The organism is Francisella philomiragia subsp. philomiragia ATCC 25015 (genome assembly GCF_000156715.1).
GTDB classification, from domain to species: domain Bacteria; phylum Pseudomonadota; class Gammaproteobacteria; order Francisellales; family Francisellaceae; genus Francisella; species Francisella philomiragia.
The window spans coordinates 428,931-455,710 of record NZ_DS999311.1 but is presented as its reverse complement, the minus strand read 5'-3'; the positions used below and the strand labels follow the sequence as shown (position 1 = coordinate 455,710).

Sequence of the window (26,780 nt, the reverse complement as noted above, 5' to 3'; positions counted from 1 at the left end):
ATGTATGGTAATATTAATCATATAGTTACTGTGTAATATTGGGGAGAAGATATTATGGCCCGTATAGTAATAATTGGTGCTGGTATTGGTGGAATACCAATGGCATATGAACTAAAAGAAGCAATTGGTAATGATCATGAAATCATATTAATATCTAAAGGAGATAAATTTAATTTTGTTCCTTCAAACCCTTGGGTAATGGTAAATTGGCGTTCTAGAGAAGACGTTGAATTTACTATTAGTAATTATATAGAAAAAGCAGGCATAAATTTTGTATCTGATGGAGTAAAAAAACTCTATCCTGATGAAAATAAATTAGTACTTTTTAACGACAAAGAAATAACTTATGATTACCTGATAATAGCAACAGGTCCAAAATTAGCCTTTGATGAAATTGAAGGTATGGGACCAGATTTATATAGTCATTCTGTATGTACTATTGATCATGCAACCAAAGCAGCATCTGACTGGGATAAAGTACTCAAAAACCCCGGTCCTGTAGTTGTAGGTGCAGCACAAGGAGCATCTTGCTTTGGGCCTGCTTATGAAACTGCTCTAATAATAGATACTGATCTAAGAAAGCATAATATTCGTGAACAAACCCCTATTACTTTTGTTACTTCTGAACCATACCTAGGACATCTTGGATTAGCTGGAGTTGGAGACTCACCAAAGCTTCTAGAAGAAGAGTTTAAAAAACGAAACATTAATTGGATTTGTAATGCTAAAATCACAAAAATAGATGCTGAGAATATATATGTTGATGAATATGACGATAATGGAAGTATAAAACAGCAACATACTATCAGAAGTATTTTTAATATGATTCTTCCCTCATTTAAAGGAATTGATGCTTTTGCTAATATCGAAGGACTAGTTAATCCTAAGGGCTTTATTATCGTTGATAAACATCAAGCTAATCCTAAATATCCAAATATTTATTCATTAGGTGTTTGTGTTGCTATCCCTCCCGTTGAGAAGACTATAATACCTACAGGAGCTCCTAAAACAGGGTATATGATAGAATCAATGGTCACAGCAATAGCTAGTAATCTAAAAGCTGTTTTAAATGGAGAAGAACAACATACTCAGGCTACTCTAAATGCTGTATGTTTTGCCGATTTTGGTGATGGCGGAGTTGCCTTTGCCGCAATCCCTCAATTTAAACCTCGTGAACATGACTGGTATTATGAAGGTAAGTTAGTTCACTATGCCAAGGTGGCTTTTGAGAAATACTATACTTATAAAGTTAAGCATGGTGTTAGTGAACCATTTTTTGAAAAAATAATGATGCGAATGCTAGGAATATCAAAAGTAAAAGATGATGAAATATCCAAATAATAAGTTCTCAAATCCTCTAGGTAGCCCCATGCGCAAAGGAGGAAGTAGAGATTTTTTAAGATTTATTTTTTCTACTATGTTTAAAAAGCATAAAGAAAGTTTTTCTAAAGACCATGTTTTAGAAAAACAACAAGCTTTAGAACAATTAGATAAATCAAATGATTATAGTATTACTTGGTTAGGGCATGCTGCTTTTTTGATTAAGCTTAATGAATATTTTATTGTTACAGATCCTTTTTTAAGTAAAAATGCTGGGCCTGGATTTTTAGGACCAAAACGAGAAATATTTTCTCCTTTAGATTTAAGTGAGCTTTCAAAAATTGATATGATTATTATTAGCCATAATCATTATGATCATTTAGACTCAAAAGTTATAAAGAACTTTCCAAATAAAGAAAATATCAAAGTAGTAGTGCCTCTAGGGCTTAGTAATTTCTTTATCAAAAGAGGTTTTAAAAATGTAACCGAAATGAACTGGTGGCAAGAGATTAATATAAATGATATTACTATAGGCTGTTTACCATGCGTTCATTTTTCTGGTCGAGGATTATTTGATAGAAATAAAACTCTATGGGCTAGCTTCTCAATCAAATATAAAGACAAGAAAATATGGTTCTCAGGAGATACTGCTTATGGCGATGTATTTAAAGAAATTGGTAAAAAAGAAGAATATTTTGATCTGGCTTTAATAGGTATAGGAGCATACGAGCCTCGTGATTTTATGTGTTCTGTACATGCTACTCCGGAAGAAGCAATTCAAATAGCCAAAGATATCAAAGCGACCAAAACCATAGGCATGCACTGGGGAACTATCAGACTTACACCAGAGCCGTTTTTTGAGCCACCTAAAAGATTCAAACAAGCAGCTATAAATCAAAAATATGGTGAAGAAAATGCTTTGATTTTAAAAATTGGTGAAACTATAAATATATAGTTTTATTTTTAGATATTTCTCGCAAAAACAATAAGTGTTAATCCTAAAATATAAGTTATAAACATTAGTACTATCAACTTATTTGTACCTTTTGGTGCTTTGGCAAATTCTTTCCAAATAAATACGCCCCAAAATGCTGCTATCATTGTTGCACCTTGACCCAAACCATAAGATATAGAAGGTCCAGCAATACCAGAAGCTATAAAGTTAAGACAAGAACCAACTCCCCAAATAACGCCACCTAAAATACCTATAGTATGTAACCAAGGAGAGCCTTTTGAAAAGTAGTCTTTGAAATTAAGCTTTTTACCTGAAATAGGGAATTTAATCATCCAACCATTAATCACAAAATTAGATACAAAAATCCCTACAGCAAATATAAAACTAGCAGTATATGGCGTCATTAAACCAGCTTGAGGAGTTATAAAATCACTTGATATAGACTTAATAACCAAAGGATAGAAAAAGCCCATCAAAATACCTGAAATAATAGAAACTATAAAGCCTTTGAGCATATTTTTGTTTTTATTATCAGATATTCGTTTATATATAATTGCATCAACGATAATTGCTGCAAGTACACTTAAAACTCCTAATAACAATACTACAGGCTGACCTAGAGGTGTTGCTATATAGTTTGTAATCACACCTATGACTAGAGCCAAACCAATAGCTAAAGGAAAAGCTACAGACATTCCTGCAATATCAATAGCAGCTACAAGTAGTATATTAGCTAAGTTAAAAACCACACCACCCATAAAAGCATAAATAAAACTCTCAGATGACGCTTGAGAAATATCACTAAAGAATGATCTACCTTCTGTACCAAAACTTCCCATAGTTATAGCTAAGACAAAAGATACTATCAAAATCCCTAAAGCATAATCCCAATAATACTGCTGAAAAGGCCATTCTTTTGTCGAGAGCTTTTGTGTATTTGCCCAAGAACCCCAACATAGCATCGTAATTATGCAAAAAAATACCGCAACACCGTACGAGTGTAGTACAACCATTTTAAATCTCCATATATTATATTTTTTGTTCTAAATAAGTATTTAATTTCTCTAAAGTAGGTGCTGAATCTTCTGCTCCCTCTACAGTTACTGCTAGAGCTGCTGCTGTATTAGCTATCTCGATTGATTGTTCTATAGATAGTCCTTTGTCTAGACAAAATGCCAAAACACCATTAAAAGTATCTCCTGCAGCAGTAGTGTCTACCACATCTACTTTTTTAGTAGCAAATAATTTTTGTTCTTGACCATTATTTTTTGATAATAGAGCACCTTGCTCGCCCAAAGTTATTATAACTGTAGATACACCTTTATTATGCAACTCATTTGCTGCCTGCTTAGCTGTATTTACATCTTTAACCTCTATACCTGACAAAATAGATGCCTCAGTCTCATTTGGCGTTAAAATATCTACCTTTTTGAGTAATTCTTGAGGTAGCTCTCTTGCTGGGGCAGGGTTTAATATAAATGTTTGTTTATCAGTGATTTTATTTGCTAAATACTCAATAGTTTCCAAAGGAGTTTCTAGCTGAGTTAGTATGATATTAGCTTGTTGGATTTTTTGATTATGTTTGTCCAAAACTTGCTGATCTAATTTAGCATTAGCACCCATTACTACATTAATAATATTTTGACCCTGACTATCAACGCAAATAAAAGCCAAGCCTGTATTGCTACTAGAATCTTGATTGATAGTTAAGCTATCTAGACCTTCTTTTTTATAAAACTCTAAAAGCCTATCTCCAAAACTATCTTTACCAAGATTTGTAATAAAAGTTACATTTTCGCCAAGTCTTCTTGCAGCTACAGCTTGATTAGCTCCTTTACCACCACAAAACTCTTCATAATTTTGACTTATTATCGTTTGACCTTTTTGCGCAAGTTGATCAACTTTTACAACTAAATCCCTATTAGCGCTTCCTATAACAACTACTGACATATTTATTCTTGCTTTTAAATAATTAATAAGTCTATTATAAGTATTTATAAGGTATAGCACTATAAAAATAAAATAATCAAATAAATTAATTCTAATCACAAACAATAGTAGCATAAGTAATATAGGTAAGTAAAAATGAATGACTTAAGAAAACTTCTTAATTTTGAAGCCACGGAGATAGACACAGGATTTAAAAAAGCTTCTTTTGAAGGTAAAGGAACTTCTCAAGAGGTTTCCGATAGAAGAGAACCTCTTATTAAAAACTTTATATCTAAATACTTCCCTTTTCCATATAGAATAGCAAAAGGTAATATAGTAGATAGTTTTGGAAATAGAAGTAAATCTATAGACTGCATAATACTCAATCCTCAACACCCTAATACTTTATCAAATACGAATGGCTTATATTCTGTAATTTTTGCTGATGGAGTCGATGCTGCTATAGAAATAAAGCCTAAATTAGATAAAGATGAAATACTTAGAGCATTAACTCAAATAAAAAGTGTAAAGGAATTAACAAGAGTAAAAACAAGCTTATTTAATACTGATGATATAAAAAACTATAAAGATGACATATATAAAATTTATACTTTTATATTCACGAATGAATCCTTCTCTAATAATGAGACGTTAATAGAACACATAAAACAGTATTACTCTAAAAATAAAGTAGAAAGAAACAATCAATTTGATTTTATCATAATTAATAATAAAGGCATTCTTTTCAATAATAGGGAAGGTGGTTTTTTTGATAGAGGTACACTACCTATAGGTTTAATTTTTTTCAAAACTAATGAAGATACTCTGTTACATTTTTTGTTTTGGCTCAATAAAATTCCTGTATCTAGTCCTAAGCTATCATCTGATGTTATAAGTTATTACATAAAATTTGAAAATACGGATATGGAAGTTTATGAAGCTATATAAATCCTTTTTTAAAAAAACTACAACTCCAAGCTCTTACTAACAATTTCAAAGACATTTTTACTTGGATTTGAAGCTTTAATTTTCTCAAGAGCTTGTTTCATCATAGCTTGTCTATCAGAGTCATAGCGCTTCCAACTCATTAGATTTCGAGCCATTCTTGCTGCAACTTGATGATTAATTTTATCAAGCGCTAGTACTGTATCAGCCATGAAAGCATATCCTAAACCATCTTTACGATGATATTGTGAGAAATTAGCGCCAAAACCGCCAATTAGTGAATAAACTTTGTTAGGATTTTTAGGGTTATATGCAGGATGTTTAACTAAGCCTTTGACTATATCTAAAACTGACTCATGAGATATTTGAGCTTGAGATAGTAGCCATTTATTTACTACTAAATCCTCATGCTTCCAACGGTTATAGAACTCATTGATAGCATTATCTCGAACTTGTTTATCATTAGACTTTAGTAACGCTGAAAATGCTGTTTGCTGATCTGTCATATTATCAGCATTATCAAATAACTGTTGTGCTAACTCTAACCCTTGGCTTTGATCACTAGCATTCATCAGATAGCTCAAGCAGACTCCTTTGAGCTTTCTTTTAGCAATTTGCTCAGCTGATAGGCTATACGGCTTATTATCATTACATTGTTGATATACCTCTAACCAATCATCTTTTAGTTTATCTGCTAGCTGATTCATGACTTTTTTGCGAGAGTTGACAATATCATCAACCATAATTACAGGCATTGACTCAGCAATTGTAGACTCAGTTGGTATCATCAGAGCATCACTAATTAAAGCTTTATCTAAATCTTTATCATGTAAGATTGATTTAAAAGCATTTAAAAACTCAGCATCTACATCAGCATTGTTTAATATCATTTTAGTAGCTAATTGCTGTAAAGAATCCCAACGATTAAAAGCGTTATTATCATACTTAACGATATGTAATAGCTCTTCTTCGGCACGCTCATGCTCAACTTTTACAGGTGCCGAAAAATCTCTAAATAAAGAAGCTACTGGTTTTGCTGTAATATTCTCAAAAGTATAAGTTTGTTTTTGCTCTTTTAGCTCAATGACTTGCTCCTCTATATTTTCACCCTCTGGAGTAATAAGCCCCATTTTAACAGGTATATGAAGAGCTTGTTTTTCTTTTTGATCTGCTGTTGGCGGAGTAGTTTGCTCTAGCGTTAGACTATAAATTTGATTTTCTGCATCATAGTTTTCTGTAACTTTAATGCTTGGTGTACCTGATTGAGCATACCATCTTTTAAATAAGCTAAAATCACGATTATTAGCATCTGCCATAGCATTTACAAAATCATCACAAGTGACAGCTTGTCCATCGTGTCTTTCAAAGTATAGTTTCATACCTTTTTGGAAGCCTTGTTCACCTAGTAGGGTATGAATCATACGAATTATCTCAGCACCTTTATGATAAACCGTTACAGTATAGAAATTATTCATCTCAATGTAAGACTCTGGGCGGATAGGGTGAGACATTGGACTAGCATCTTCAGCAAATTGAGCACTTCTAATAATACGTACATCGTCTATACGTTTAACATCTCTTGAGTTTAAATCAGAAGTAAATTCTTGATCTCTAAATACAGTCAAGCCTTCTTTTAAGCTAAGCTGGAACCAGTCTCTACAAGTAACTCTATCGCCTGTCCAATTATGAAAATATTCATGTCCCACTACACTTTGTACCAACTCAAAATCTTTATCTGTAGCAGTCTTATCACTAGCCATAATATATTTGGTATTAAAAATATTTAGACCTTTATTCTCCATTGCACCAGCATTAAAATCTGGCACAGCTACTATCATAAAAGTATCTAAGTCATACTCTAAGCCAAACCTATCCTCATCCCATTTCATTGAATCTTTGACAGCTTGCATTGCATAATGACATTTATCTATATCTTGTTTAAAAGCGTATATTTCTAAACTAACTTTACGTAATGATTTTGTGATATAAGTATCTTTGATACTTGCCAGATCTCCAGCTACAAGAGCAAATAAATAGCAAGGCTTCTTAAATGGATCTTTCCATACTGCAAAATGCTGAGTATCTGAAATATATCCGGACTCAACTTTATCGCCATTTGATAAAATTACTGGATATTTTTTCTTATCAGCTATTATTTTTACTGTGAATGCTGACATAACATCTGGTCTATCTAGATAATATGTAATATTTCTAAATCCTGTAGCTTCACATTGTGTACAAAACACCTCTCCAGACTTGTATAAACCTTCCAAAGAAGTATTAGCCTCAGGGTTAATCTCTACCACTGTTTCTAATACAAACTTTTCTGGAGCATCATCTATGATTAATTGGTTTTCATTAACTATAAAATCTGTATTTGATAGCTCTTTATTATCTATTTTTATAGATAATAGTTTTAGATTATTACCATCTAAAACCAGTGTGTTATTTTCACGATTTGCTGGATTAGCTACTATATATAAATTTGCTGTCACTCTAGTTTTTGACTCATTAAGTTCAAATTTTAGATGTGTTTCATTTATAAGATAATTACTTGGCTTGTAGTTTTTTAAATATTTAATTTCTGGTTGATTCATAGTTAGGGTAATATTAGATATTTTTATTTAGAATAGCAGTAGCTAAATATTGATGCAATTATATATACTAACTATGAATTACTTTTAATACTTATAAGTTAAAATAAAGTGTGAAATAAGATGCTAGTAGTCTCTTATAACCTCAAAAACTTCTTTTAATTTCTGCTGATCTTTTTGTCCTGGCTCAGATTCTACACCTGAATTAATATCATAAGCAGAACATCTTAGCTCTATTGCTTTTGCTATATTTTTAGGATTCAGACCACCAGCAAGTATTATATTTTTCCTATCTTTAATAAGACTCCAATCAAAAGCTTTACCAGTACCACCTGATTTACCATCTACTTGAGCATCCAATAAGTGATAATCTACATTAGCAAAAAACTCTGGTACAGTTTTGTCAATTCCATAAGCTTTCCATATCTGACAGTTTCTATGTAGTTTTGATTTTAGTGCATCTATATATTCTTGATTTTCGTCACCATGTAACTGCACTGCACTAAGTTTCAAACCATAGGCAGTATTTACAACATCTTCAATACTAGCATTAGCAAATACACCTACATAGTTTAATCTAACTTTTTTAGTTATTTGTTTTGCCATGGCAAAATCTACACAGCGAGGAGATTTCTCTACAAATATAAATCCTCCATACACCGCTCCCGCATTATATGCTTTTTGCGCATTTTCTACAGAAGTAAGACCACAAACCTTATTAAAACCATATACAAGCTTTCTAACTGCAAGTTCTAGATTGCGTTCACTCATAATAGAACTACCTATCAAAAAGCCATTAACATAATTTCTTAAATCACGGATTTCTTGATTTTTATAAATTCCTGATTCTGAAATAACTATTGTTCCTTTAGGTATTTTTGGCGCTAATAGGCGAGTAGTGTTTAGATTTATAGAAAGGTCTCTAAGATTGCGATTATTAATCCCAATTACTTTTGCTTTTAGTTTTATTGCTCGTTGAAGTTCTTCTTCATTACTTACTTCTGTAAGTACCCCCATACCAAAACGATGAGCTAATTTTGCTAGTTTTTTGTACTCAGTATCATCTAGCACTGAAAGCATCAATAGAATTGCATCAGCTTGATAGTATCTAGCTAAATATACTTGATATTCATCTATCATAAAATCTTTACAAAGCACAGGTTGAGAAACTTGATTTCTAACAATTCCTAAATTTGCAAAGTTACCCATAAAAAATTCTTCATCTGTAAGTACAGATATTACATTTGCGTAATTTTTATATACTGCTGCTATTTCATTTAGATCAAATTTTTTACGGATAACTCCTTTAGAAGGAGATCCTTTTTTGCACTCTAGAATAAATACTGCTTTGTCTGATTCTAAAGCCTGATAAAAATCTCTATCTGTTTTTATAATTTCTTTTTTGAATACATCTAGTGGAAATAATCTTTTTTTTGCAAAAAGCCAATTTCTTTTTGCTTCAACTATCTTAGCTAATATAGTTTCCATAATACTTATTATTTATATAATTTTATCAAGTATTTTAAACGAAAAAACAATAAAAGTTGAATTTTTCTGTACTTTGTTGATTTGAAGCTTATTTATTTTAGATATTCGACATTAACTTCAGCATAATCTTCAATAGGATTATATCTATCAAAATCTGCTTTATAAGCTCTCTTTTTAGAATTATCTGCCCAAATTTGTTGCCATTTATCAATAATAGCATCAGGTAGCTCGCCTTCAACACGGTGCGTTTGATGGTTAAGCTCAATTTGCACAGAATTTAACCCTGTTGGTACCTCAAAAGACTCAGCCACCTCATAACCTATCAAAAGAGTATATGGAGCCGTATGATCGCCTTCATAGCCATAATAAACAGATATTATATCCTGAGATATATTTTGACCATTAAGATATTCTAATACTTCACTATTAAAGAAAAGCTCCCAAGCTTCTTCAAGTAAATCTTCCCTATCATTAGAAACTTTTGATGCTACACCTACTACTTTCATTTTACTATCTTGTTAAACATTCTGCATAGCTAGATGGTATATTAAAAGGTGTTATATTACTATATTTCCAATCTATATTTTGCCAAACTTTATTCACTGTTACATCACGACCACATCCTGTACGATAATAGCAATATCTTTTAGGGTTTTTATGATGATAATCTTGATGATAACTTTCGGCTTTATAAAAATGTGTAGATGGTAAAATTTGGGTATATACAGTTTGATTATGCTTTTTAAATTCTGCTTTTAATTTTTTAGTAACATCTTCAGCAACTTGTTTTTGTTTATCATCGCTATAATATATAGCTGATTGATACTGCTCGCCTTTATCACAAAACTGTCCTTTAGAATCTGTAGGATCTATACGACGATAAAAATACTCTACTAAATCTTGATAACTAATTTTAGTAGGATCATATACAACCTCTACTGATTCTTTGTAGTTTGTAATACCTGCAGATACTGTTTTGTAAGTAGGATCTTTTTGCAAACCACCATCATAACCAGAAATAACCTTTATAATACCATCATGGCTTAAATCTTGATGTTTTTGCATATATTCAAAATCTGATTCCAAACACCAAAAGCAGCCACCTGCAAATACGGCTTTTTGATATTTAGTATCACTATCAGCTGAAAAACCTAAACTACAAGATAATATCGATAAACTATATATTATTTTTTTCATGATTATTATCCATTATAATTTTGATACATCTTATGATATTTATAATAAAATTCATCTTTATCAACAATAATATCATTATTTTTATGCTCTTCCCAAAAGCATTTATTTAGTTTTATAGTAGCTCTATTGTACGGTTGTGCTGGAGAAGTAATTTCAACAAATATATATGGAACTTCTCTTCCTGTGGTATTGTCTTTAATAAAACTAACAACATATTTTGCTCTACTACTTTCTCTAGAAACAGCCATATTAGATGACATAGTATAGCCATCTAAATCATATTTACTTGGATTATATATATAATTTAAGAACATAATAGCTAACTCTCTAGAGTATCCATTTTTATCATTAACCAATTTTGATATTTGCTCTGAATTTTTGAGCAAAGTATCTAAAGAATCATAACGAGATATAGATTCTGGGGGAACAAAATATGTATGTTTTTGTAAATCTATAGAGGTTATAGAGTTAGTTTCAATTAGATAATCATTCGATTTTTTAATTTTATAATCAAGTTGTAAGTTATTATATGCTGTCAATTTAGCAACTTGATCTGCAAAGTAATAACTTGCCAAATTTGAATAATTATTTTTAAAGCTTGTTCTTCCAATGTAACTACAAATAAATTGATTAGACATAAATACATTATTATAAATATTTACTATGTCTTTATTAAATCCTTTACCATACATATTATTCAAAATACTTACGCACTTCTTATTTTCCTGAAAATCTTGATAACCACTTATTTTTAATGATTTAAAGTATGTTTCTTTTACAATATTAGGATTTGATATTACTATCTCTACAACTTCATAAATATCTTTTTTATTTTTATTATGTTGCGCAAATGATAATAACATAGGAACAGCAAAAGGCTCTTGTTCAGTACTTTTATTATTAAAATTATAAACAGCTTGTTTAATTATTTTATTTACATCCTTTAATGTAGCAGCGTTACTAATTAAATATCTATTAAACTTATTAGCCATATTTATAATAGAAGGAGTATATTCAGATAAATTATCGCCTGTACTTCCTAACTGTGAACTATCATAGTTATAACTCATAGACAAATTTTTTTCATTTGTTCCTGTAGAGAAAATGTTTGGATCTGGTTGAGATTGGCTATATTGTAAAGAAATATATTTATAACCTTTTTTTGGTGCATGAAAAACTACATTTTATTGCCTTAAGAAATAATATGTTGAATCATATCTATCAAAAGTTACATCTCTACTTTTAGCAAAAACATAATTATTTTTACCATTATTTTTAATAAAAACTGTACAAGTATATCCAGAGCTCATCATTAATACTCCTAATATACAAATTCCTAATTTTTTCATTTCATTTACCATGATTTATAACTTGTTGTAATGTATCAAAACATTTGCCTGATTTTATAAGCTCTAATATTTCTTGAGTATTTTGCTTTAGATTATCTTTACCATAAAGCTTCATAAGCATAGCTACATTTACAGCAACCGCAGCATTATGCGCTTGTTTACCCTTACCTTGAAGTATTTGCTTTATAATCTCTCTATTATGCTCTGGTAAGCCACCTTCAAGATCTTTGATTGCATATATATCTATACCAAAGTCTACAGGAGAAACTTTATATTCCGTTATCTGATTATTTTGTATTTCAGCGACATAAGTATCATCATGTATTGCTACTTCATCTAAGCCACTACCGTATACTACAACTGCTCTATCAATTCCAAGATTAATTAGAGTTTTTGCCATTGGCAAAATTAAATCTTTTGAGTAAACTCCTATCACAACCTTATTTGGTCTAGCTGGATTTATCAAAGGTCCTAAAATATTAAAAATAGTCCTAGTTTTTAAGATAGTTCTAGCCTCTTTTATGTGTCTAAAGCCCTCACTATAAAATGGCGCAAATAAAAATCCAAGATTATATAGCTCTAAACATTCTTTTGTTTGCTCTGGTGATAATTCTATATTGATACCAAAAGATTCTAAAAGATCAAAAGAACCTGATTTACTTGATACACTGCGACCACCATGTTTAGCAACCTTATAACCAGCTGCCGCTGCAACAATCGCAGCTGTTGTAGAAATATTAATAGTATTAAGCCCATCTCCACCAGTACCAACTATTCCAGCTAAATCTCCATTTATTTTTGGGAACTCTTTTGTATTATCAAGTAGAGCTTCTACTGCGGCTGCTATTTCTATCGAAGTTTCTTGTTTTAGTTTAAGAGCTATTAATATACTAGTTTGTAAAGGTAACTCTATTTGACCTTTGATAAAATAATCAAAAAGCTGATAACTTTCTTCATAATTAAGATCTTCTGAATTAAATAATTTTTCTACGATATCTCTTAAACTAATCATTGCTGCACCCATCTAACTATATTATCTAAGAGTTTAGAGCCATGTATAGTCATTATTGATTCAGGATGAAATTGTAAACCACAGACCTTATTTTTATCATCTACTACAGCCATTACCAAGTCATTAACTTCCGCTACAGTTTCTAGGCCAGTTGGTACTTTAATAGCTACTAAAGAATGATACCTAGCCACACTCAATGGTGATTCCAAACCCTCAAAAATACCATGCTTTATAAATTTAACTTTAGCAGTTTTACCATGAACAATTTCGTTAGCATGAGATACTATACCACCATAAGCTTCAACTATAGCTTGATGACCTAAACATATTCCTATAATTGGTATCTTACCTTTAATAACTGATATAAGATCAACTATACATCCTGCACTTGCAGGGTTACCAGGACCAGGCGATATCACAACTATGGGATTATCAGTTGAGTTAATTTTATCCAAAAGAACTTCTAGATATAAGTTATTTCTAAATACTTCGACATTATTTCCTAGAACTCTAAATTCATCCACCAAGTTATAAGAAAATGAATCAAAATTATCTATAAATATAATATTAGCCATTAACTACACTCCATGTACATTTTTGATAGCTGATATTACAGCTTGTGCTTTTGTTCTAGTTTCATCAGCTTCTGCTATAGGTATAGAATCCAATACTACACCTGCACCTGCTTGAACCTCTGCTATTTCATCTTCAACATATGCAGAACGTATAACTATGCAACTATCTAAATCACCATACCCATTAAAGTAACCAATAGCTCCGCCATATCCACCTCTAGTCTGTTTTTCAACTGCTGATATTAACTGCATTGCTTTTATTTTTGGTGCACCTGTTAATGTACCCATATTCATAGAAGCCTGATAAGCATGCAAAGCATCCAAATCATCAGCAAGTTGACCTACTACTCTAGAGACCAAATGCATAACATGACTATATCTATCAACCTTTAAAAGATCAGCAACATAGCGAGTACCAGTTTTCGATATCCTTGCAACATCATTACGTGCCAAATCTACTAACATCATGTGTTCGGCATTTTCTTTAGCATCTAATCTAAGCTCTAGCTCAATCCTACTATCTAAATCTGTATTAATACTACCATCTGGATTTTTTGCTCTTCTACGTGTGCCTGCTATAGGATATATCTCTACTTGATTCGTAGATTTTTTATACTTTAAGGCACTTTCTGGCGATGCTCCAAAAATAATAAAATCTTCATCTTGCATATAAAACATATACGGACTAGGATTTGTACGCTTAAGCTCTTTATAAACTTCCAAAGAATTTTGACATGGCAAAAAGAAACTTCTTGAAGGTACAACTTGGAATATATCACCATCTATAATATGTGATTTTAGTTTATCTACTACACTACAAAAATCTCTATCATTTATTGATTCTTTAGGTTCTAAATTGCTAAATTTTTCAACTTTTAACTCTATATCATTATTTATATTTTGCTTAATTACAGCAACACTATCCTCTAGATCTGATATTGTTTGATGTCCAAAGCTATTAACTTGTATAAACGTATTTTTTTCTTGATGGTCACTTACAAGTATTGTATCAGCTAGATAAAATACATAGTCTGGACATTTATTCTTACGTTTTACTTGACCTATTTCTTCAAAACTACCAACAACATCATAAGCAAATAAACCAGCCAAAAAAATACTAAATTCATTATATATTTCAAAACTATCTTTTATAATTCTTAAAGCATCAAAAACTGACTGTTTTTTTAATTTTTGATGTTCATTGAATTGATAATCTTTTATTGATTTAAAAGTTAATATTAATTGTTTGTTATCATATATATATTCAACACCTTCTTTGATGTTTTTTTGTATCTCTTTTAGGGCATATTCACCATTTTTGGATAATGGTTTCATAAAAACTCTATTTTCAATACAAGCTATACGCAAGGCACTATTTAGTACCAAAATACTTTTGAGTTTATCTTTTGTATCTATTTCTGCTGATTCTAACAATATAGTATTTTTTTTGTTAGTACATAAATTAGCAAAACATCTATTTAAATCTTCTTGATAATCTAAATTATAGATATGAGAAGCTAAAAATTTTTCTGGCTCTTTTACTGACATTTAATCACCTTTTATATTATCAGAGAATATTTCTTTTACTCTTGTAGAACAATCTTTTAGGGCGTTAGAACATCTTGTAACTGTACAAATACTTATACCTATTTCTTTAGATATATCTCTTTGTGATTTAGTTTTTTTTATTAGTTCTTTAGTTAATAATACCCTTTTACTTAATTGTTCTTTTTCTTCTTTAGTTAATAAAAAATCACAAATAACATCAATATCTTTAGGATCTGAAGTTTCAGATAAAATATTTACTAATTGTTGCCATCCATTAATTGAATTCATAAAAAAATAATTTTTAATGTAATTTTGTAATGGTACATCATTACATTAAATATAACAACTTTTGTTATTATATGCATAAAAACATTAAATACTAAAAAGCGTTGAGTTTATCTAAAAAACTTTTAGACACATAGATTTAAACTATCAAATTTAAAGACTGCCGATTTAATTATCAAGTCATTCTCACTAAGGTGAGAATTTCTCCAATATCTAAGAGATCCGCGTATCAAGCAAAGAGGATAACTACTGTTTTTTTATGGTACATACTGATTAAATAAACCGTTTTATTCATTTGTTTTAAAAGAAAAGGCAAAAAATTAAGGTCTAGATCAAGATATCAGAAGTAAAAAGGGGAAAACTGAGTTTTAAGAACTAGACCTTAATGAGAATATGGCGGAATGGACGGGACTCGAACCCGCGACCCCCTGCGTGACAGGCAGGTATTCTAACCAACTGAACTACCACTCCGTTATGGTGCCGACTGCCGGAATCGAACTGGCGACCTACTGATTACAAGTCAGTTGCTCTACCTATTGAGCTAAGTCGGCGACTATGAGTATGTATTATAGCTCTTTTTATTAAGCTGTCAACAATGTTTTGTAATTTTTTTTAATTTAATGGAATTATGTCATATTGGTTGTATATATGGTTACTTTCAGCTTTTAGATATATATTTTTATCAATCTCTAGTTCTAATTCTGCTAACCATATAGACTCTTCTCTTTCAATGTAATCTATAATTTTTTTTGAAGACATAAGCAAAAAATTATTATAATTTGGATAATTTTTTGATTCTGATTTAATTTCTCTAAAAATATCATAACAAATTGTTTGTAGTGTTTTGACACTTCCTTTACCATTACAATGTTCACACGGTTGACATAATGTCCTTAACAAGCTCTCATGTACCCTTTTACGCGTCATTTCAACCAATCCTAGCTCCGAAATATCACTTACACTAGTCTTAGCCTTATCAAGCTCTAATTCCTTCTTTAAGGCTTCTAAAACTTGATTTTTGTGTGATTCATCCATCATATCTATGAAATCTATGATTATTATACCACCTAAATTTCTCAGCCTTAGCTGTCTTGCTATCTCTTTTGTGGCTTCTAGATTTGTCTTAAATATAGTTTCTTCTAGATTTTTGGTTCCAATAAAACCGCCTGTGTTTATATCTATAGTTATCATTGCTTCAGTTTGCTCAATAACCAAATAACCTCCTGATTTGAGATATACTGTTTTATCCAAAGCTTTATTTATTTCAACATCAATATCATATTCTTCAAAAATATTATGTTTTTGATAAAGCTCTATTTTATCTCTTAAACCAGGAATATATTTGTCAGCAAATTGGCAAATTTCTTTATATGAATCTATATCATCAACATGGATTTTATCAGGATTGTCATTAGCAAAAATATTAATTGTTTTTATTATCAAACTAAAATCTTCATATACAACACCAGGTTTGATTATAGTGCTTGAAATATCCAAAATATCTTGCCATAAATTATTTAAAAACTTGATATCATTTTCTAATTCTTCATAACTAGCACCCTCTGCAGCAGTCCTTAGAATATATCCACGAGGATTTTCACTTTGGGTAATTTTTTTAATTGAATCTAATAATCTTTGTTTTTCTTCTTCTTTACTTATCTTAAGAGATATACCAATATGGTCTAAATCAGGTAAAAAAACCAAAAAACGAGATGACACTGATAAGTGTGAAGTTAGTTTTACACCTTTATTACCAATACTTTCTTTGACAACTTGAACTAATACTTCTTGTCCTTCACGCAACCATTTATTGATATCTTCAGTATTTAATTTATTTAGTTTGAAGTTTTCATCAGATTCTTCATCATCTCTTTCTAATGGAATAACTTCTGATAAATGTAAAAAACCTGCTTTTTCTAATCCTATGTCTACAAATGCTGCTTGCATACCAGGAAGTACTCTAATTATTTTACCTTTATAAATATTCCCAACAATTCTTTTTTGATTATCTCTTTCAATTAGAATTTCTTTAAGTATATTATTTTCTTTTATAGCTATTCTTTGCTCATATTTATTTATATTTAAAAATATTTCAGTATTTAATGACATTAGAAAAAGTATTTTTATCTTATTAACATCCATTATAAAGAAAAAATTTTTTTTTTATATTTTTGATTATTTTTCTTTTCTTTATTTATATATAACTTAATTTCTTTTTCTTTATATTATTATTTATTATGTAGACATTTTTGTGTGGATAACTTGCCGAAAGCTATATAGAACTTACAAATTAGATAGTTTAAAAGAGATGTATAAGTATGTAAAAAAGTGGATGAAATAAACTGGACAAAAATGTGGATAAACAATTATCAAATTTATCAACAAAAGTATCAACATATTTGTGAATAAGTTATTTAACAACATTCTCCTAAATAAATAAACAAATTAATTAACATAATTATCCACAGGTTTAAATAATTATATTTGCTTATTTTTTTTTATTACAATAAAATCTTACACATTCAATTAATTTGTTATGCCAACTATTGGTTATCCTTTTAAATTAAAGGTTATTGGGACATTTTTTTATTATGACTACATGGAATAAGTGTTTAAAAAAGCTAAAAAAAAGCCTTTCTACGTTTGAATATAAAACGTGGATTAAACCTATACATGTAGAGCAGAATAACTACTTATTCACAATTTATTGTAATAATGAATATTTTAAAAAACATATCAAATCTAAGTATGGTGAAATTATTTCATCTACTATACAAGAGTTTCATGATGGTGATTTGCTTATAGAATATTCTAATAAAAAATTCTCTGGAGAAAAATCTCCAGAAGTTACTTCAGTTGGTCCGCAAGCTAATTTTTTTAATCAAAAAAATGTTGAAATAAAAGACGATTCTGAAGAAACAAGCTTAAATCAAGAGCCTAAAAAGAGTCAGAAAAAATTATCTTCTAAAAATTCTGCATCTCAGGAGTTATTTGGTTTTGATGAAGCTATGCTAATTACAGATAAAGATGATCAAGAGTATTCTTTTGGTTTACCATTAAAAGAAAAATATGTTTTTGATAGTTTTGTAGTTGGTGATGCAAACAAAATAGCTAGAGCAGCAGCTATGCAAGTATCTATCAATCCTGGTAAATTGCATAACCCATTATTTATATATGGTGGTAGTGGACTTGGTAAAACTCACTTGATGCAGGCTATTGGTAATCATGCAAGAGAAGTTAATCCAAATGCTCGAATTATATACACAAACTCTGAACAATTTATTAAAGATTATGTAAATTCAATTAGATTACAAGATCAAGATGAGTTTCAGAGAGTGTATAGATCTGCAGATATTCTTCTTATAGATGATATTCAGTTTATAGCAGGTAAAGAAGGTACAGCTCAAGAGTTTTTCCATACTTTTAATGCTTTGTATGAAAATGGTAAGCAGATAATTTTAACTAGTGATAAGTATCCAAATGAAATAGAAGGTTTGGAAGAAAGATTAGTTTCACGTTTTGGATATGGTCTAACAGTTTCTGTAGATATGCCGGATTTAGAAACTAGAATAGCTATTTTGCTCAAAAAAGCACATGACTTAGGACAAAAACTACCTAATGAAACAGCTGCTTTTATAGCTGAAAATGTACGTACAAATGTTAGAGAGTTAGAGGGCGCTTTAAATAGAGTACTGACAACCTCTAAATTTAATCATAAAGATCCTACTATAGAAGTAGCTCAAGCTTGTTTAAGAGATGTTATAAAAATACAAGAAAAGAAAGTAAAAATAGATAATATCCAAAAGGTTGTTGCTGACTTTTATAGAATTAGGGTAAAAGACTTAACTTCCAATCAAAGAAGTAGAAATATAGCTAGACCAAGACAAATAGCAATGAGTCTGGCACGTGAGTTGACATCACATAGCTTACCAGAGATAGGTAATGCCTTTGGTGGTAGAGATCACACTACAGTTATGCATGCTGTCAAAGCTATAACTAAATTAAGACAAAGCAATACTTCAATATCTGATGATTATGAGTTGCTTTTAGACAAGATTTCTCGTTAAATAAAAATAGGAACTATTATCAAAGGGGTTTTTAAAAATGAATTTTGTACTAAATAGAGATGACTTACTAAAGCCTTTACAGTCAATGTTATCAGTGGCTAATAGTAAAAGTACAATGCCTTTATTATCATGTATATTGTTTGATATAAATAACAATAATCTTAAAATTACAGCTTCTGATCTTGATACAGAGATATCATGTAATATAGCTGTTAGTTGCAATACAAACGTAAAATTAGCGTTAAATGCTGACAAAATATACAACATTGTTAGAAGTTTAAATGATAACTCTATGATCGATTTTAGAATTGATGATAATAAAGTTACAATTATATCTAATAATAGTACATTTAACCTTATATCGCTAAATGCTGATAATTATCCTTTAATTGACAGTAATATTAATGAGCAAGCAAGTTTTGATCTTTCTCAACAAGACTTTCATCATATTATCTCAAAAGTAGATTTTTCTATGGCTAATGATGATACTAGATATTTCTTAAATGGGATGTTTTGGGAAATTAACTCAAACTTACTTAGAGCAGTATCTACAGATGGACACAGAATGTCTATTACAGAGTCTATAATAGATAGTAAAGTTTTAGATAGTGATTCGCAGTCAATAATTCCTAAAAAGGCTATTTTAGAACTTAAGAAAATAGTTGGCAAAACAGAAGAAAATATCAAAATATGTTTAGGTAAGAACTATCTTAAAGCAGAGTTTGGTAATTATGCATTTATATCAAAACTTATAGATGGTCGTTATCCAGATTATCAAAAAGTAATCCCTAAAAATAATACTAAGCTTCTTGCTGTAGATAAACAAGTTTTGAAAAATTCATTGTTAAGAACATCTATTTTAGCTAATGATAAATACAAAGGTGTACGTTTAAATATATCTCAAGGACAAGTGCTTTTATCTGCAAATAACCCTGATAATGAAAAAGCAGAAGATAAAGTAGAAGTTCAGTATAATGATAATGATATGGAAATATGCTTTAACTACAAATATCTTCTAGACATTATTAATGTTTTAAGTGAAGAAACTATGACTATTTATCTTGATAATCCAAATATGAGTGCTTTGGTTAAGGATGAAAAAGATAATAGCTTGTTCATCATAATGCCAATGAAAATCTAATATTTTAGTTATCTTCTTAACTTTTCTCCTATAGCATCACAAAATAATTTTATTGATTAAAATCTATTTATTAAGAATAATATATTTGTTTTTGGATACAAATCTTAAAAAATAGGTGAAATAAAATTATGAAAAATACAAAAAAACCTAGTCTATTTACTGCTATAGCATTAAGTGTCGGTACTATGCTTGGTAGTGGATGGTTATATGCTTCTTATTATGCCTCACAAGCAACGGGAGCTTCATCAATTTTCTCATGGATTATAGGAGCTTTTGTAGTTCTTTTAATGGCTTTCTTATTATCAGAACTAGCTGTTAAATATCCTACAAATGGATTATTTACGCGATTAGTAACTATATCGCATAATCAGCATTTTGGTTTTGTAACAGGGTTATCAAACTGGATGCTAGGGCTTATAATTGTACCGTCAGAAGCTATGGCTACAACACAATATATTTCTTCTATATATGAGCCAATTACTCCTTATGTATTTAGCAATGGAGAACTTACTTTTGTAGGTGTTTTGGTAGTTGCAGTATTTATGCTATTGTATACATTGATAAATTATTGGGGTATCAAATCTCTATCAAAAATCAATAACTCACTGACATCTCTAAAGATAATCATACCCATAGTTACATCGGTGATAATAATGATAGCAGCATTTCATTCAAGTAATTTTGGTGGTGAAAATGTTAAATTTATGCCAGATGGAGTTAGTGGTATTTTTAATGCTATTGTTACTTGTGGTATATTTTATTCATTCTTTGGGTTTCAGATGGCAGCTAGTTTCTCAGCAGAGCTAGATAATCCTAGAAAAAATATTCCAATAGCATTAGTTAGTAGTGTATTGATAGTATTATTTATATATTTATTATTACAAATATCATTTATTGGTGGCGTACCTGAGAAAATGCTAGAGAATGGTTGGGGTGGCTTAAATTTTGAATCTCCTTTAGCTCAATTAACAGGAATATTAGGTTTAAATGCTTTAGCTTTGGTACTTTATGCAGATGCTCTGATTAGCCCATCAGGAACAGGTATTATCTATCTAGGTGCTAGTACGCGTATGCTAAATGAAATGTCAAAGGCAAAACAAATGCCTGGTTATTTTGCTAGAGTAACTGAGGGTGTAAACGTTTCGCGTACTTCATTAATTTTTTCATTTATATGCTCTTTGATTTTGATATTTTTCTTTAGAAACTGGCAGATGATAGCTTCTTTAACAACGACTTTTATATTAGTATCATGTATAGCTCTACCTATTGCATACGCAAAAATCAAAGCAAACAAGGCTGATCCTTTACCTTTGAGTTATCTACCTTTTTCTAGAACTATAGCTTTTTTAGTATATATGTTTTTGACATATTTGTTGATGATTGCAGGAGTACTTAACTTAGTTGTTGCATTAGTTCTCCATATAGTGTTTTTCTTAATATATGCATATATAGATAGCAAAGGTGATTTTTCTAAAATCACAAAAGCATTTGCTTCATCATGGGTTATTTTTGCATATTTAGTATCTGAATTAGTATTTGGGTATATATATGAAAATATATCTTCTTATAACTTATTTACGTTAGTATTTGTAGTTATATCTGCTGTTTTATACATTTTATTGATAAATCAAAAAAGTTATACAAACATTAAAAATTAAGGCTTTATAACCTTTATATTAAACTCTTTTCTAATTTCTGAAAGAGGTATATTTAGATATTCATCATAATTATACCAATTCCATTTTTTAGACATTTTATAAGCTCTAAATATAGTCAATAAACATACAGGGATATAGCTAAGTGTCACTAAATAAATGATGATAGTATACTTATACTTTCGTTTATAACTATCTATAACAGTTTTATAATCAACATAGCTAAGAAACTTTTTATAACCTTTGAGAGTGACATTAGTACCTACTAAAGTCCAAGTGTCATTTATAGCTTCACCTCTAATTTCAAAAGGAATAGTTCCAAATAAAATATGTGTGATATCATGACTTCTAAACCATTTGCTAGCTTCATCATGTCCATCATTTGAGTTTAGGAAAGAGTAATTTTTATTATATTCTTCTAGACTCTCGTGTAATGTTAATTTACAGTTTTGTTCTAAATACTGCATTATCTAAATTTTAGAAAAAAGAATTTGAATATATAGATATTATAAGACATAAATATAGTAATTAGTTATGAAAAATAGATGTCCGAAGATTTATTCAGCAGAGTTTTCCTTATTTGAATCACAACATTTACTAGCTTGATTTTTGTTACAAGGACAGTCACATTTAGGACCACAGCCACAGTGGCCTTTTTTATGGTATTTAGCGGCAAATAGTACTAAAACGATAGATATAACTACAAGCCATGTATTTTCGTGTACAGAACCAGGAAATATACATAAAATTAGCGTTATAATTTTCAATGCGACAGCAACTCCTAATACCGTTAAAAAGACAGCTAACGCACAAAACCAAAACTGCTTACAGCAAGAATCATTTTCTTTAAATGGACATTTCATTTGTATTCTCCTAAGATTTTTAATGACATTTATATTTTATCAAAGAAGTAGTGATCTGGCATAGAAAATAATAAATCATAAATAATGATTAGTGTTTAGTTATATAGTTAAGGCTAACAGCAGATAGGATGATAATTAAAGATATCCAAACAGTTATGTTAGAAGGATCATGGTTGATTAATATACCAAAGATAACTCCAAACAAAGGCACTAAGTAGTTAGTAAAAGAGGTAAAAACTGGACCAGCGACTTTTATCAAAGAAGCATAAAGAAAATATACAATACCAGCACAAAATATACCTAAATATACTAAAGAAGATAGTGCAAAAGTAGAAGAATGAATGCTGGCATAGCTTGGCTTAAATATAATCAGTAAGATAGATAACTGTAAAGTTGAAGCAATAAGAATATTTCTTGAAACAATAATAGGATTATCGTGGAAACAAGATTTACTTAAAAGTAATAAAGCTAGCGCAAAGGATGTAGTTGCTAATAGTATTGCTAATATTCCATATATATTTATTGAATGATTGTCAGCTACTAAATTTGGATAAAATAATATTAATAAACCAATAAATCCGACTGAAATACTTAAAATATTAGCAAAAGTTATTCTAGAATTAACTACTAATGGTCCAAGTAAAACAACAAAAAAAGGCACTGTTCCAGTCAGAATAGCAGTAATGGATGGGCTAGTGAATTTTTGACCCCATGGTATTAGCATAAAAGGCATTGTAGCTTCAAGAAAAGCTATTAAGGAGTAAATAGCAAAATCTTTTTTGAATGATTTAGATTTTAAACCTAAAAAATAACAAACAATACAAAGAATCAAACAACCAATAAATGATCTAGCAAAAGCAATCAAAATTGGTGGGAAATGTTCGATAGCTTCTTTTTGAAAGATAAATTGTGAGCCCCAAATAAGTCCTATAGCAAATAGTAAAGAATATTTTTTAATCATTTTTATAAATATCTTAAATTAATAATTGATGACTATTCTATAAAATATTTTCACAAAGCATAAACTTTTTATTGTAAAAAATGTTCGTTGCATGTTTACATTTTCTTAGTTAAAGTTATTACTAAATAGTTTTATAAGAAAATATCCATATGAAAAAATTTTTGATTACTTTTATAATTGTATTGTCATTTAATTCAATAGATGCAAAAAATTTAGAACTTATGCAACAAAATATCCAAAACGCAAATCAGAATACAGACCAAATTAGCAGCGAAAACAGACAACAAGTATCTAATCAATCACATCAACTTTTTAATGAATATAAAAATGTTATGCATACTTGAGAGAATCAAAGTATGGTTTGTTACCTTGAGTTTTATTAGTAAGTAATGATTTTTGTTGCCTTTGTACAAGAGGACTAGTACTAGAAGTTATATTTCTATCATTTATCAAGGTACAGCTGTCTAATAATGTAATAATGAGAGCAAAAGTTAATATTTTTTTCATTAAAATCTATACCTGAGTTCTTGTATCTAAATAATAACTATTTAAATAAAATTTTTCAAAAAAATTGAATACAACTGGTGGAGGCGGCGGGACTTGAACCCGCGTCCACAAACTCTCTATCCTTGGATCTACATGCTTAGGCTAATCTATTTGAGTTTAGCTTGACTACTCCCCAATTAGCCAGGGTAATAGCTAGCGAGTCTGTTAAATACAGCCTGAACTTCCAGACAAAAAGCAAAGACCGTCTTATGCGGAATATGAACGGATGTAAAGATAGTGTCATAAGAAAGACTATCATATCCGTGCGTCTCTAGGTTATTAAGCTAGACTAGGCAGCTTTAGCAACAGCAGTAAAGTTGCTGTCGTTAGCCGCTACGCGGTTTGCTTTTTTGTTGCCAGTTATTATTGGCATTTGTACTGTTATTAACGAGGTTACGGTACTTCCTCGACATGCACCTTAGATTTTGACATTCATGTCGAAACCATATTCGCCCCCATTTGGGTGGATACAATTTATACTTTATTATGATAAATGTCAAATATATGTTACAAGACGTTTTATTTTATTATATAAAGAATGTGCTTTTAAAAAAAACAAGATAACTCATTATTTATATTAATAGATTTACAAAATTTAACAAACATTAACACCTATTTTCAATAGAAAAAATATAATCTATTTACACTCTTACAATAAAACTTACTAAATTAGGAAAAATATTATGAAAAAAACAATTTTAAAATTATCTGCTATCTCAGCAATGTGTGGCTTAGCTTTTGTTCCAACATCAACATTTGCTGCTAAATTATATTGTTATGTAAATGGTGAATATACAGGTGAGCCGCATAAAGAAAAAATAAACCCTAAGCTAGTGGAATTTACAGAATCAGGAGTTAAAAAGCAGGGTTATCTTGTTTCTAAGAAAGAAGCAGACTATTTATTAAAGAGATGTGAAGAGTCTGACTCTAAGTTTAATATCTTAGAGGGAGTTTCTATTGAGGCTCGTTTAGATAATACTTATTTAGGTTCTATCTTTGGTAAACAATATGGTTATCCAATAGTTACTTTAGATGGCAGTAAATCAAAACCAGAATATATTAGGAGTGCTTTCAAAGCATCTGATGGTACTAATAAGGAAATATTGAGTGTTGATAAGTATCTCAAAGAAAATAAGACTGAGATTAATAATAGATCAACGATGAGTATCTTAAATAAGGCTGTTTTTGGAGTAAAAAACTATGCACAGGGTTTTGTTAATCCTTTAAGTGGTCAAACAGTTGGAGGACTTAATGGTACAGACCCTAATAATACATCAAACTATATAACAAATTTGGTTAAAGAGCATCAAAATAATGGAGTTGTTGACTTAGGTGATGAAGTAATTGTTTATAGTGATAATGAGCAAGCTTTAGCAACTTATTATGGAGAAGATAAAATAGTTAATGATATTACAAAGTTTTCACATATGTATGCCACTAAGCAAAATATAAAACTTTTATATACAGGATCTGTTACAGCATCAAATGGAGTTGGTCATGCCGTCTTATTAATCGTAGATATTGATAGAAAGGCCAAGAAAATAGATCTTAAAATAGTTGACTCTTTGATGAGTCAAGCTGCTAATAAGTCTGATAGTGAACTATTAAATAGAATAAGCCACGAACTTACAACTAATATTACATCTATAGCATATATTAAAGAAACAGTAGAAGAAGAAGATTTTACACTTTTAGAAAGTGAGTATCATGTTGAAACATCTATAGAGAATTTGAATATCCAGGCTCCTCTTCAAACAGATTGTGGTAGATATGTAGCAATTTGGATAGATGCTATTATTAATGGAATAGATTATAAAAAGTTAGACTCTAATGATTATAGTAATCTTTTAAAGACTTTAAATAGTGGTAAAAAGTATTCTCTACAACAAAAGCATTCTGAAGAAGATATTGGTGATCTTGAAAATCAGATCATTGAGCTAGACGATAATGAACTTTGGGATTAAATAATATAAAATATCAAATTTTATTTTTAATGTAACATTTAATTTATTTTAGATAATGTTTATTGATGCTTTGAATAACTACAATGGTGGCTCATTCCATTAAAAGGTATATTAAAAGATGTTTCATCTAATTATATGAAGTTAAATAATGATCTGTTAGAAACAAATAATTTATTTGTCTATCAGTAATAAATATTATAAAATTTTGAAAAAAAATGAGTATTTACTTTGTTTTTTAGGAATAAAAAGCTCCTGTCTATTGTGGTATCTCTAGTTCTTGTTTTAATTACTTTAGTTAACTTGATTTTTATATATGTATCATATCTGTATTATTCTGAGACTCAGATATATAAACCTATAAATATAGTTACTGACTTAAGTTATAC

At 29.7% G+C, this 26,780-nt stretch carries 24 protein-coding genes, 2 tRNA genes and 1 other RNA gene; 7 read left to right on the top strand and 20 right to left on the bottom strand.

Features of this window, described 5'->3' with window-relative positions; all coding sequences use genetic code 11:
• Nucleotides 1-54 precede the first annotated feature (54 nt).
• Both FTPG_RS02525 and FTPG_RS02520 read left to right on the top strand, forming a co-directional pair.
• Entirely contained in the window at nucleotides 55-1,341 is a 1,287-nt protein-coding gene (locus FTPG_RS02525) for an NAD(P)/FAD-dependent oxidoreductase (protein WP_004286847.1), read from the top strand.
• Nucleotides 1,322-2,275 (top strand): MBL fold metallo-hydrolase, encoded by a 954-nt coding sequence (locus FTPG_RS02520; RefSeq protein WP_004286846.1) that lies wholly within the window; start codon nucleotides 1,322-1,324, stop codon nucleotides 2,273-2,275. Before FTPG_RS02525 ends, FTPG_RS02520 begins: the two co-directional genes overlap by 20 nt.
• Nucleotides 2,276-2,283: 8 nt before the next feature.
• Here FTPG_RS02520 and FTPG_RS02515 read toward each other — a convergent pair whose 3' ends face one another.
• Together FTPG_RS02515 and rbsK are read right to left on the bottom strand one after the other, a co-directional pair.
• Nucleotides 2,284-3,288 (bottom strand): GRP family sugar transporter, encoded by a 1,005-nt coding sequence (locus FTPG_RS02515; protein WP_004286845.1) that lies wholly within the window; start codon nucleotides 3,286-3,288, stop codon nucleotides 2,284-2,286.
• A gap of 16 nt (nucleotides 3,289-3,304) precedes the next feature.
• Nucleotides 3,305-4,225 carry a ribokinase gene (gene rbsK, locus FTPG_RS02510; RefSeq protein ID WP_004286844.1) on the bottom strand — a complete coding sequence of 307 codons (921 nt, stop codon included), beginning with the start codon at nucleotides 4,223-4,225 and terminating at the stop codon, nucleotides 3,305-3,307.
• Nucleotides 4,226-4,360: 135 nt separating this feature from the next.
• Between rbsK and FTPG_RS02505 the strand changes: the two genes are divergently transcribed.
• The gene (locus tag FTPG_RS02505) at nucleotides 4,361-5,152 is read left to right on the top strand and encodes a DUF6602 domain-containing protein (RefSeq protein ID WP_004286843.1); all 792 of its coding nucleotides are present in this window, start codon (nucleotides 4,361-4,363) and stop codon (nucleotides 5,150-5,152) included.
• Between the two features lie 17 nt (nucleotides 5,153-5,169).
• Here the strand turns inward: FTPG_RS02505 and pepN are convergent, their stop codons facing one another.
• From pepN to FTPG_RS02445, 13 genes are all read right to left on the bottom strand, one after another.
• A complete protein-coding gene (gene pepN, locus FTPG_RS02500) occupies nucleotides 5,170-7,746 on the bottom strand; it encodes an aminopeptidase N (RefSeq protein ID WP_004286842.1) in 2,577 nt (858 codons plus the stop codon).
• A gap of 123 nt (nucleotides 7,747-7,869) precedes the next feature.
• Nucleotides 7,870-9,231 (bottom strand): bifunctional indole-3-glycerol-phosphate synthase TrpC/phosphoribosylanthranilate isomerase TrpF, encoded by a 1,362-nt coding sequence (trpCF, locus tag FTPG_RS02495; RefSeq protein WP_004286841.1) that lies wholly within the window; start codon nucleotides 9,229-9,231, stop codon nucleotides 7,870-7,872.
• 92 nt (nucleotides 9,232-9,323) lie between these two features.
• Nucleotides 9,324-9,737, bottom strand: coding sequence for a GyrI-like domain-containing protein (locus FTPG_RS02490; RefSeq protein ID WP_004286840.1), 414 nt, complete (start codon nucleotides 9,735-9,737; stop codon nucleotides 9,324-9,326).
• A gap of 4 nt (nucleotides 9,738-9,741) precedes the next feature.
• Entirely contained in the window at nucleotides 9,742-10,431 is a 690-nt protein-coding gene (gene msrA / locus FTPG_RS02485; RefSeq protein ID WP_144402381.1) for a peptide-methionine (S)-S-oxide reductase MsrA, read from the bottom strand.
• A gap of 2 nt (nucleotides 10,432-10,433) precedes the next feature.
• Complete coding sequence (locus FTPG_RS02480) at nucleotides 10,434-11,498, bottom strand: hypothetical protein (protein ID WP_004286838.1); 1,065 nt, start codon at nucleotides 11,496-11,498, stop codon at nucleotides 10,434-10,436.
• 114 nt (nucleotides 11,499-11,612) lie between these two features.
• On the bottom strand, nucleotides 11,613-11,777 hold the full coding sequence (locus tag FTPG_RS09720) for a hypothetical protein (protein WP_154657792.1): 165 nt from the start codon (nucleotides 11,775-11,777) through the stop codon (nucleotides 11,613-11,615).
• Between the two features lies 1 nt (nucleotide 11,778).
• Nucleotides 11,779-12,789 (bottom strand): anthranilate phosphoribosyltransferase, encoded by a 1,011-nt coding sequence (trpD, locus tag FTPG_RS02475; RefSeq protein ID WP_035722223.1) that lies wholly within the window; start codon nucleotides 12,787-12,789, stop codon nucleotides 11,779-11,781.
• Nucleotides 12,786-13,364 carry an aminodeoxychorismate/anthranilate synthase component II gene (locus tag FTPG_RS02470; RefSeq protein ID WP_004286835.1) on the bottom strand — a complete coding sequence of 193 codons (579 nt, stop codon included), beginning with the start codon at nucleotides 13,362-13,364 and terminating at the stop codon, nucleotides 12,786-12,788. The genes trpD and FTPG_RS02470 overlap by 4 nt, the downstream gene beginning before the upstream one ends.
• 3 nt (nucleotides 13,365-13,367) lie before the next feature.
• Complete coding sequence (locus tag FTPG_RS02465) at nucleotides 13,368-14,912, bottom strand: anthranilate synthase component 1 (protein WP_004286834.1); 1,545 nt, start codon at nucleotides 14,910-14,912, stop codon at nucleotides 13,368-13,370.
• A complete protein-coding gene (trpR, locus tag FTPG_RS02460; RefSeq protein ID WP_004286833.1) occupies nucleotides 14,913-15,200 on the bottom strand; it encodes a trp operon repressor in 288 nt (95 codons plus the stop codon).
• Nucleotides 15,201-15,591: 391 nt separating this feature from the next.
• Nucleotides 15,592-15,668: transfer RNA gene (locus FTPG_RS02455), tRNA-Asp, on the bottom strand.
• A 4-nt stretch (nucleotides 15,669-15,672) separates the two neighbouring features.
• A tRNA-Thr gene (locus tag FTPG_RS02450) sits at nucleotides 15,673-15,748 on the bottom strand.
• Nucleotides 15,749-15,809: 61 nt separating this feature from the next.
• Nucleotides 15,810-17,306, bottom strand: a complete 1,497-nt coding sequence (locus tag FTPG_RS02445; protein WP_004286832.1) for an Rne/Rng family ribonuclease — start codon at nucleotides 17,304-17,306, stop codon at nucleotides 15,810-15,812.
• Between the two features lie 482 nt (nucleotides 17,307-17,788).
• Here FTPG_RS02445 and dnaA point away from each other — a divergent pair, with 482 nt between their 5' ends.
• From dnaA to FTPG_RS02430, 3 genes are all read left to right on the top strand, one after another.
• Entirely contained in the window at nucleotides 17,789-19,264 is a 1,476-nt protein-coding gene (gene dnaA / locus FTPG_RS02440) for a chromosomal replication initiator protein DnaA (RefSeq protein WP_012280268.1), read from the top strand.
• A gap of 37 nt (nucleotides 19,265-19,301) precedes the next feature.
• On the top strand, nucleotides 19,302-20,405 hold the full coding sequence (dnaN, locus tag FTPG_RS02435; protein WP_004286830.1) for a DNA polymerase III subunit beta: 1,104 nt from the start codon (nucleotides 19,302-19,304) through the stop codon (nucleotides 20,403-20,405).
• 128 nt (nucleotides 20,406-20,533) lie between these two features.
• The gene (locus FTPG_RS02430; protein WP_004286829.1) at nucleotides 20,534-22,063 is read left to right on the top strand and encodes an APC family permease; all 1,530 of its coding nucleotides are present in this window, start codon (nucleotides 20,534-20,536) and stop codon (nucleotides 22,061-22,063) included.
• On the opposite strand, the gene FTPG_RS02425 is transcribed toward FTPG_RS02430, so the two are convergent.
• The 5 genes from FTPG_RS02425 to ssrA form a co-directional block, all read right to left on the bottom strand.
• Complete coding sequence (locus FTPG_RS02425) at nucleotides 22,060-22,527, bottom strand: hypothetical protein (RefSeq protein WP_004286828.1); 468 nt, start codon at nucleotides 22,525-22,527, stop codon at nucleotides 22,060-22,062. The genes FTPG_RS02430 and FTPG_RS02425 overlap by 4 nt on opposite strands.
• Nucleotides 22,528-22,617: 90 nt before the next feature.
• Complete coding sequence (locus tag FTPG_RS02420) at nucleotides 22,618-22,923, bottom strand: hypothetical protein (protein ID WP_004286827.1); 306 nt, start codon at nucleotides 22,921-22,923, stop codon at nucleotides 22,618-22,620.
• 88 nt (nucleotides 22,924-23,011) lie between these two features.
• Nucleotides 23,012-23,884, bottom strand: a complete 873-nt coding sequence (locus FTPG_RS02415; RefSeq protein WP_004286826.1) for a DMT family transporter — start codon at nucleotides 23,882-23,884, stop codon at nucleotides 23,012-23,014.
• 330 nt (nucleotides 23,885-24,214) lie between these two features.
• On the bottom strand, nucleotides 24,215-24,391 hold the full coding sequence (locus tag FTPG_RS09775; RefSeq protein WP_004286824.1) for a hypothetical protein: 177 nt from the start codon (nucleotides 24,389-24,391) through the stop codon (nucleotides 24,215-24,217).
• Between the two features lie 75 nt (nucleotides 24,392-24,466).
• Nucleotides 24,467-24,887, bottom strand: a transfer-messenger RNA (tmRNA) gene (ssrA, locus tag FTPG_RS09640).
• 226 nt (nucleotides 24,888-25,113) lie between these two features.
• Between ssrA and FTPG_RS09530 the strand changes: the two genes are divergently transcribed.
• Nucleotides 25,114-26,394, top strand: a complete 1,281-nt coding sequence (locus FTPG_RS09530) for a hypothetical protein (RefSeq protein ID WP_004286823.1) — start codon at nucleotides 25,114-25,116, stop codon at nucleotides 26,392-26,394.
• Nucleotides 26,395-26,780: the final 386 nt, after the last annotated feature.

Excerpts from the sequence above, each read along its gene's own strand:
- FTPG_RS02420 (WP_004286827.1), bottom strand. The coding sequence starts at position 22,923 with ATGAAATGTCCATTTAAAGAAAATGATTCTTGCTGTAAGCAGTTTTGG.
- FTPG_RS02525 (WP_004286847.1), top strand. The coding sequence starts at position 55 with ATGGCCCGTATAGTAATAATTGGTGCTGGTATTGGTGGAATACCAATG.
- FTPG_RS02505 (WP_004286843.1), top strand. The coding sequence starts at position 4,361 with ATGAATGACTTAAGAAAACTTCTTAATTTTGAAGCCACGGAGATAGAC.
- dnaN (WP_004286830.1), top strand. The coding sequence starts at position 19,302 with ATGAATTTTGTACTAAATAGAGATGACTTACTAAAGCCTTTACAGTCA.
- FTPG_RS02490 (WP_004286840.1), bottom strand. The coding sequence starts at position 9,737 with ATGAAAGTAGTAGGTGTAGCATCAAAAGTTTCTAATGATAGGGAAGAT.
- FTPG_RS02415 (WP_004286826.1), bottom strand. The coding sequence starts at position 23,884 with ATGATTAAAAAATATTCTTTACTATTTGCTATAGGACTTATTTGGGGC.
- FTPG_RS09775 (WP_004286824.1), bottom strand. The coding sequence starts at position 24,391 with ATGAAAAAAATATTAACTTTTGCTCTCATTATTACATTATTAGACAGC.
- FTPG_RS02520 (WP_004286846.1), top strand. The coding sequence starts at position 1,322 with ATGATGAAATATCCAAATAATAAGTTCTCAAATCCTCTAGGTAGCCCC.
- FTPG_RS02515 (WP_004286845.1), bottom strand. The coding sequence starts at position 3,288 with ATGGTTGTACTACACTCGTACGGTGTTGCGGTATTTTTTTGCATAATT.
- FTPG_RS02425 (WP_004286828.1), bottom strand. The coding sequence starts at position 22,527 with ATGCAGTATTTAGAACAAAACTGTAAATTAACATTACACGAGAGTCTA.
- FTPG_RS09530 (WP_004286823.1), top strand. The coding sequence starts at position 25,114 with ATGAAAAAAACAATTTTAAAATTATCTGCTATCTCAGCAATGTGTGGC.
- FTPG_RS09720 (WP_154657792.1), bottom strand. The coding sequence starts at position 11,777 with ATGAAAAAATTAGGAATTTGTATATTAGGAGTATTAATGATGAGCTCT.
- FTPG_RS02445 (WP_004286832.1), bottom strand. The coding sequence starts at position 17,306 with ATGTCATTAAATACTGAAATATTTTTAAATATAAATAAATATGAGCAA.
- rbsK (WP_004286844.1), bottom strand. The coding sequence starts at position 4,225 with ATGTCAGTAGTTGTTATAGGAAGCGCTAATAGGGATTTAGTTGTAAAA.
- trpD (WP_035722223.1), bottom strand. The coding sequence starts at position 12,789 with ATGATTAGTTTAAGAGATATCGTAGAAAAATTATTTAATTCAGAAGAT.
- FTPG_RS02470 (WP_004286835.1), bottom strand. The coding sequence starts at position 13,364 with ATGGCTAATATTATATTTATAGATAATTTTGATTCATTTTCTTATAAC.
- FTPG_RS02430 (WP_004286829.1), top strand. The coding sequence starts at position 20,534 with ATGAAAAATACAAAAAAACCTAGTCTATTTACTGCTATAGCATTAAGT.
- trpR (WP_004286833.1), bottom strand. The coding sequence starts at position 15,200 with ATGAATTCAATTAATGGATGGCAACAATTAGTAAATATTTTATCTGAA.
- FTPG_RS02480 (WP_004286838.1), bottom strand. The coding sequence starts at position 11,498 with ATGAGTTATAACTATGATAGTTCACAGTTAGGAAGTACAGGCGATAAT.
- trpCF (WP_004286841.1), bottom strand. The coding sequence starts at position 9,231 with ATGGAAACTATATTAGCTAAGATAGTTGAAGCAAAAAGAAATTGGCTT.
- pepN (WP_004286842.1), bottom strand. The coding sequence starts at position 7,746 with ATGAATCAACCAGAAATTAAATATTTAAAAAACTACAAGCCAAGTAAT.
- dnaA (WP_012280268.1), top strand. The coding sequence starts at position 17,789 with ATGACTACATGGAATAAGTGTTTAAAAAAGCTAAAAAAAAGCCTTTCT.
- FTPG_RS02465 (WP_004286834.1), bottom strand. The coding sequence starts at position 14,912 with ATGTCAGTAAAAGAGCCAGAAAAATTTTTAGCTTCTCATATCTATAAT.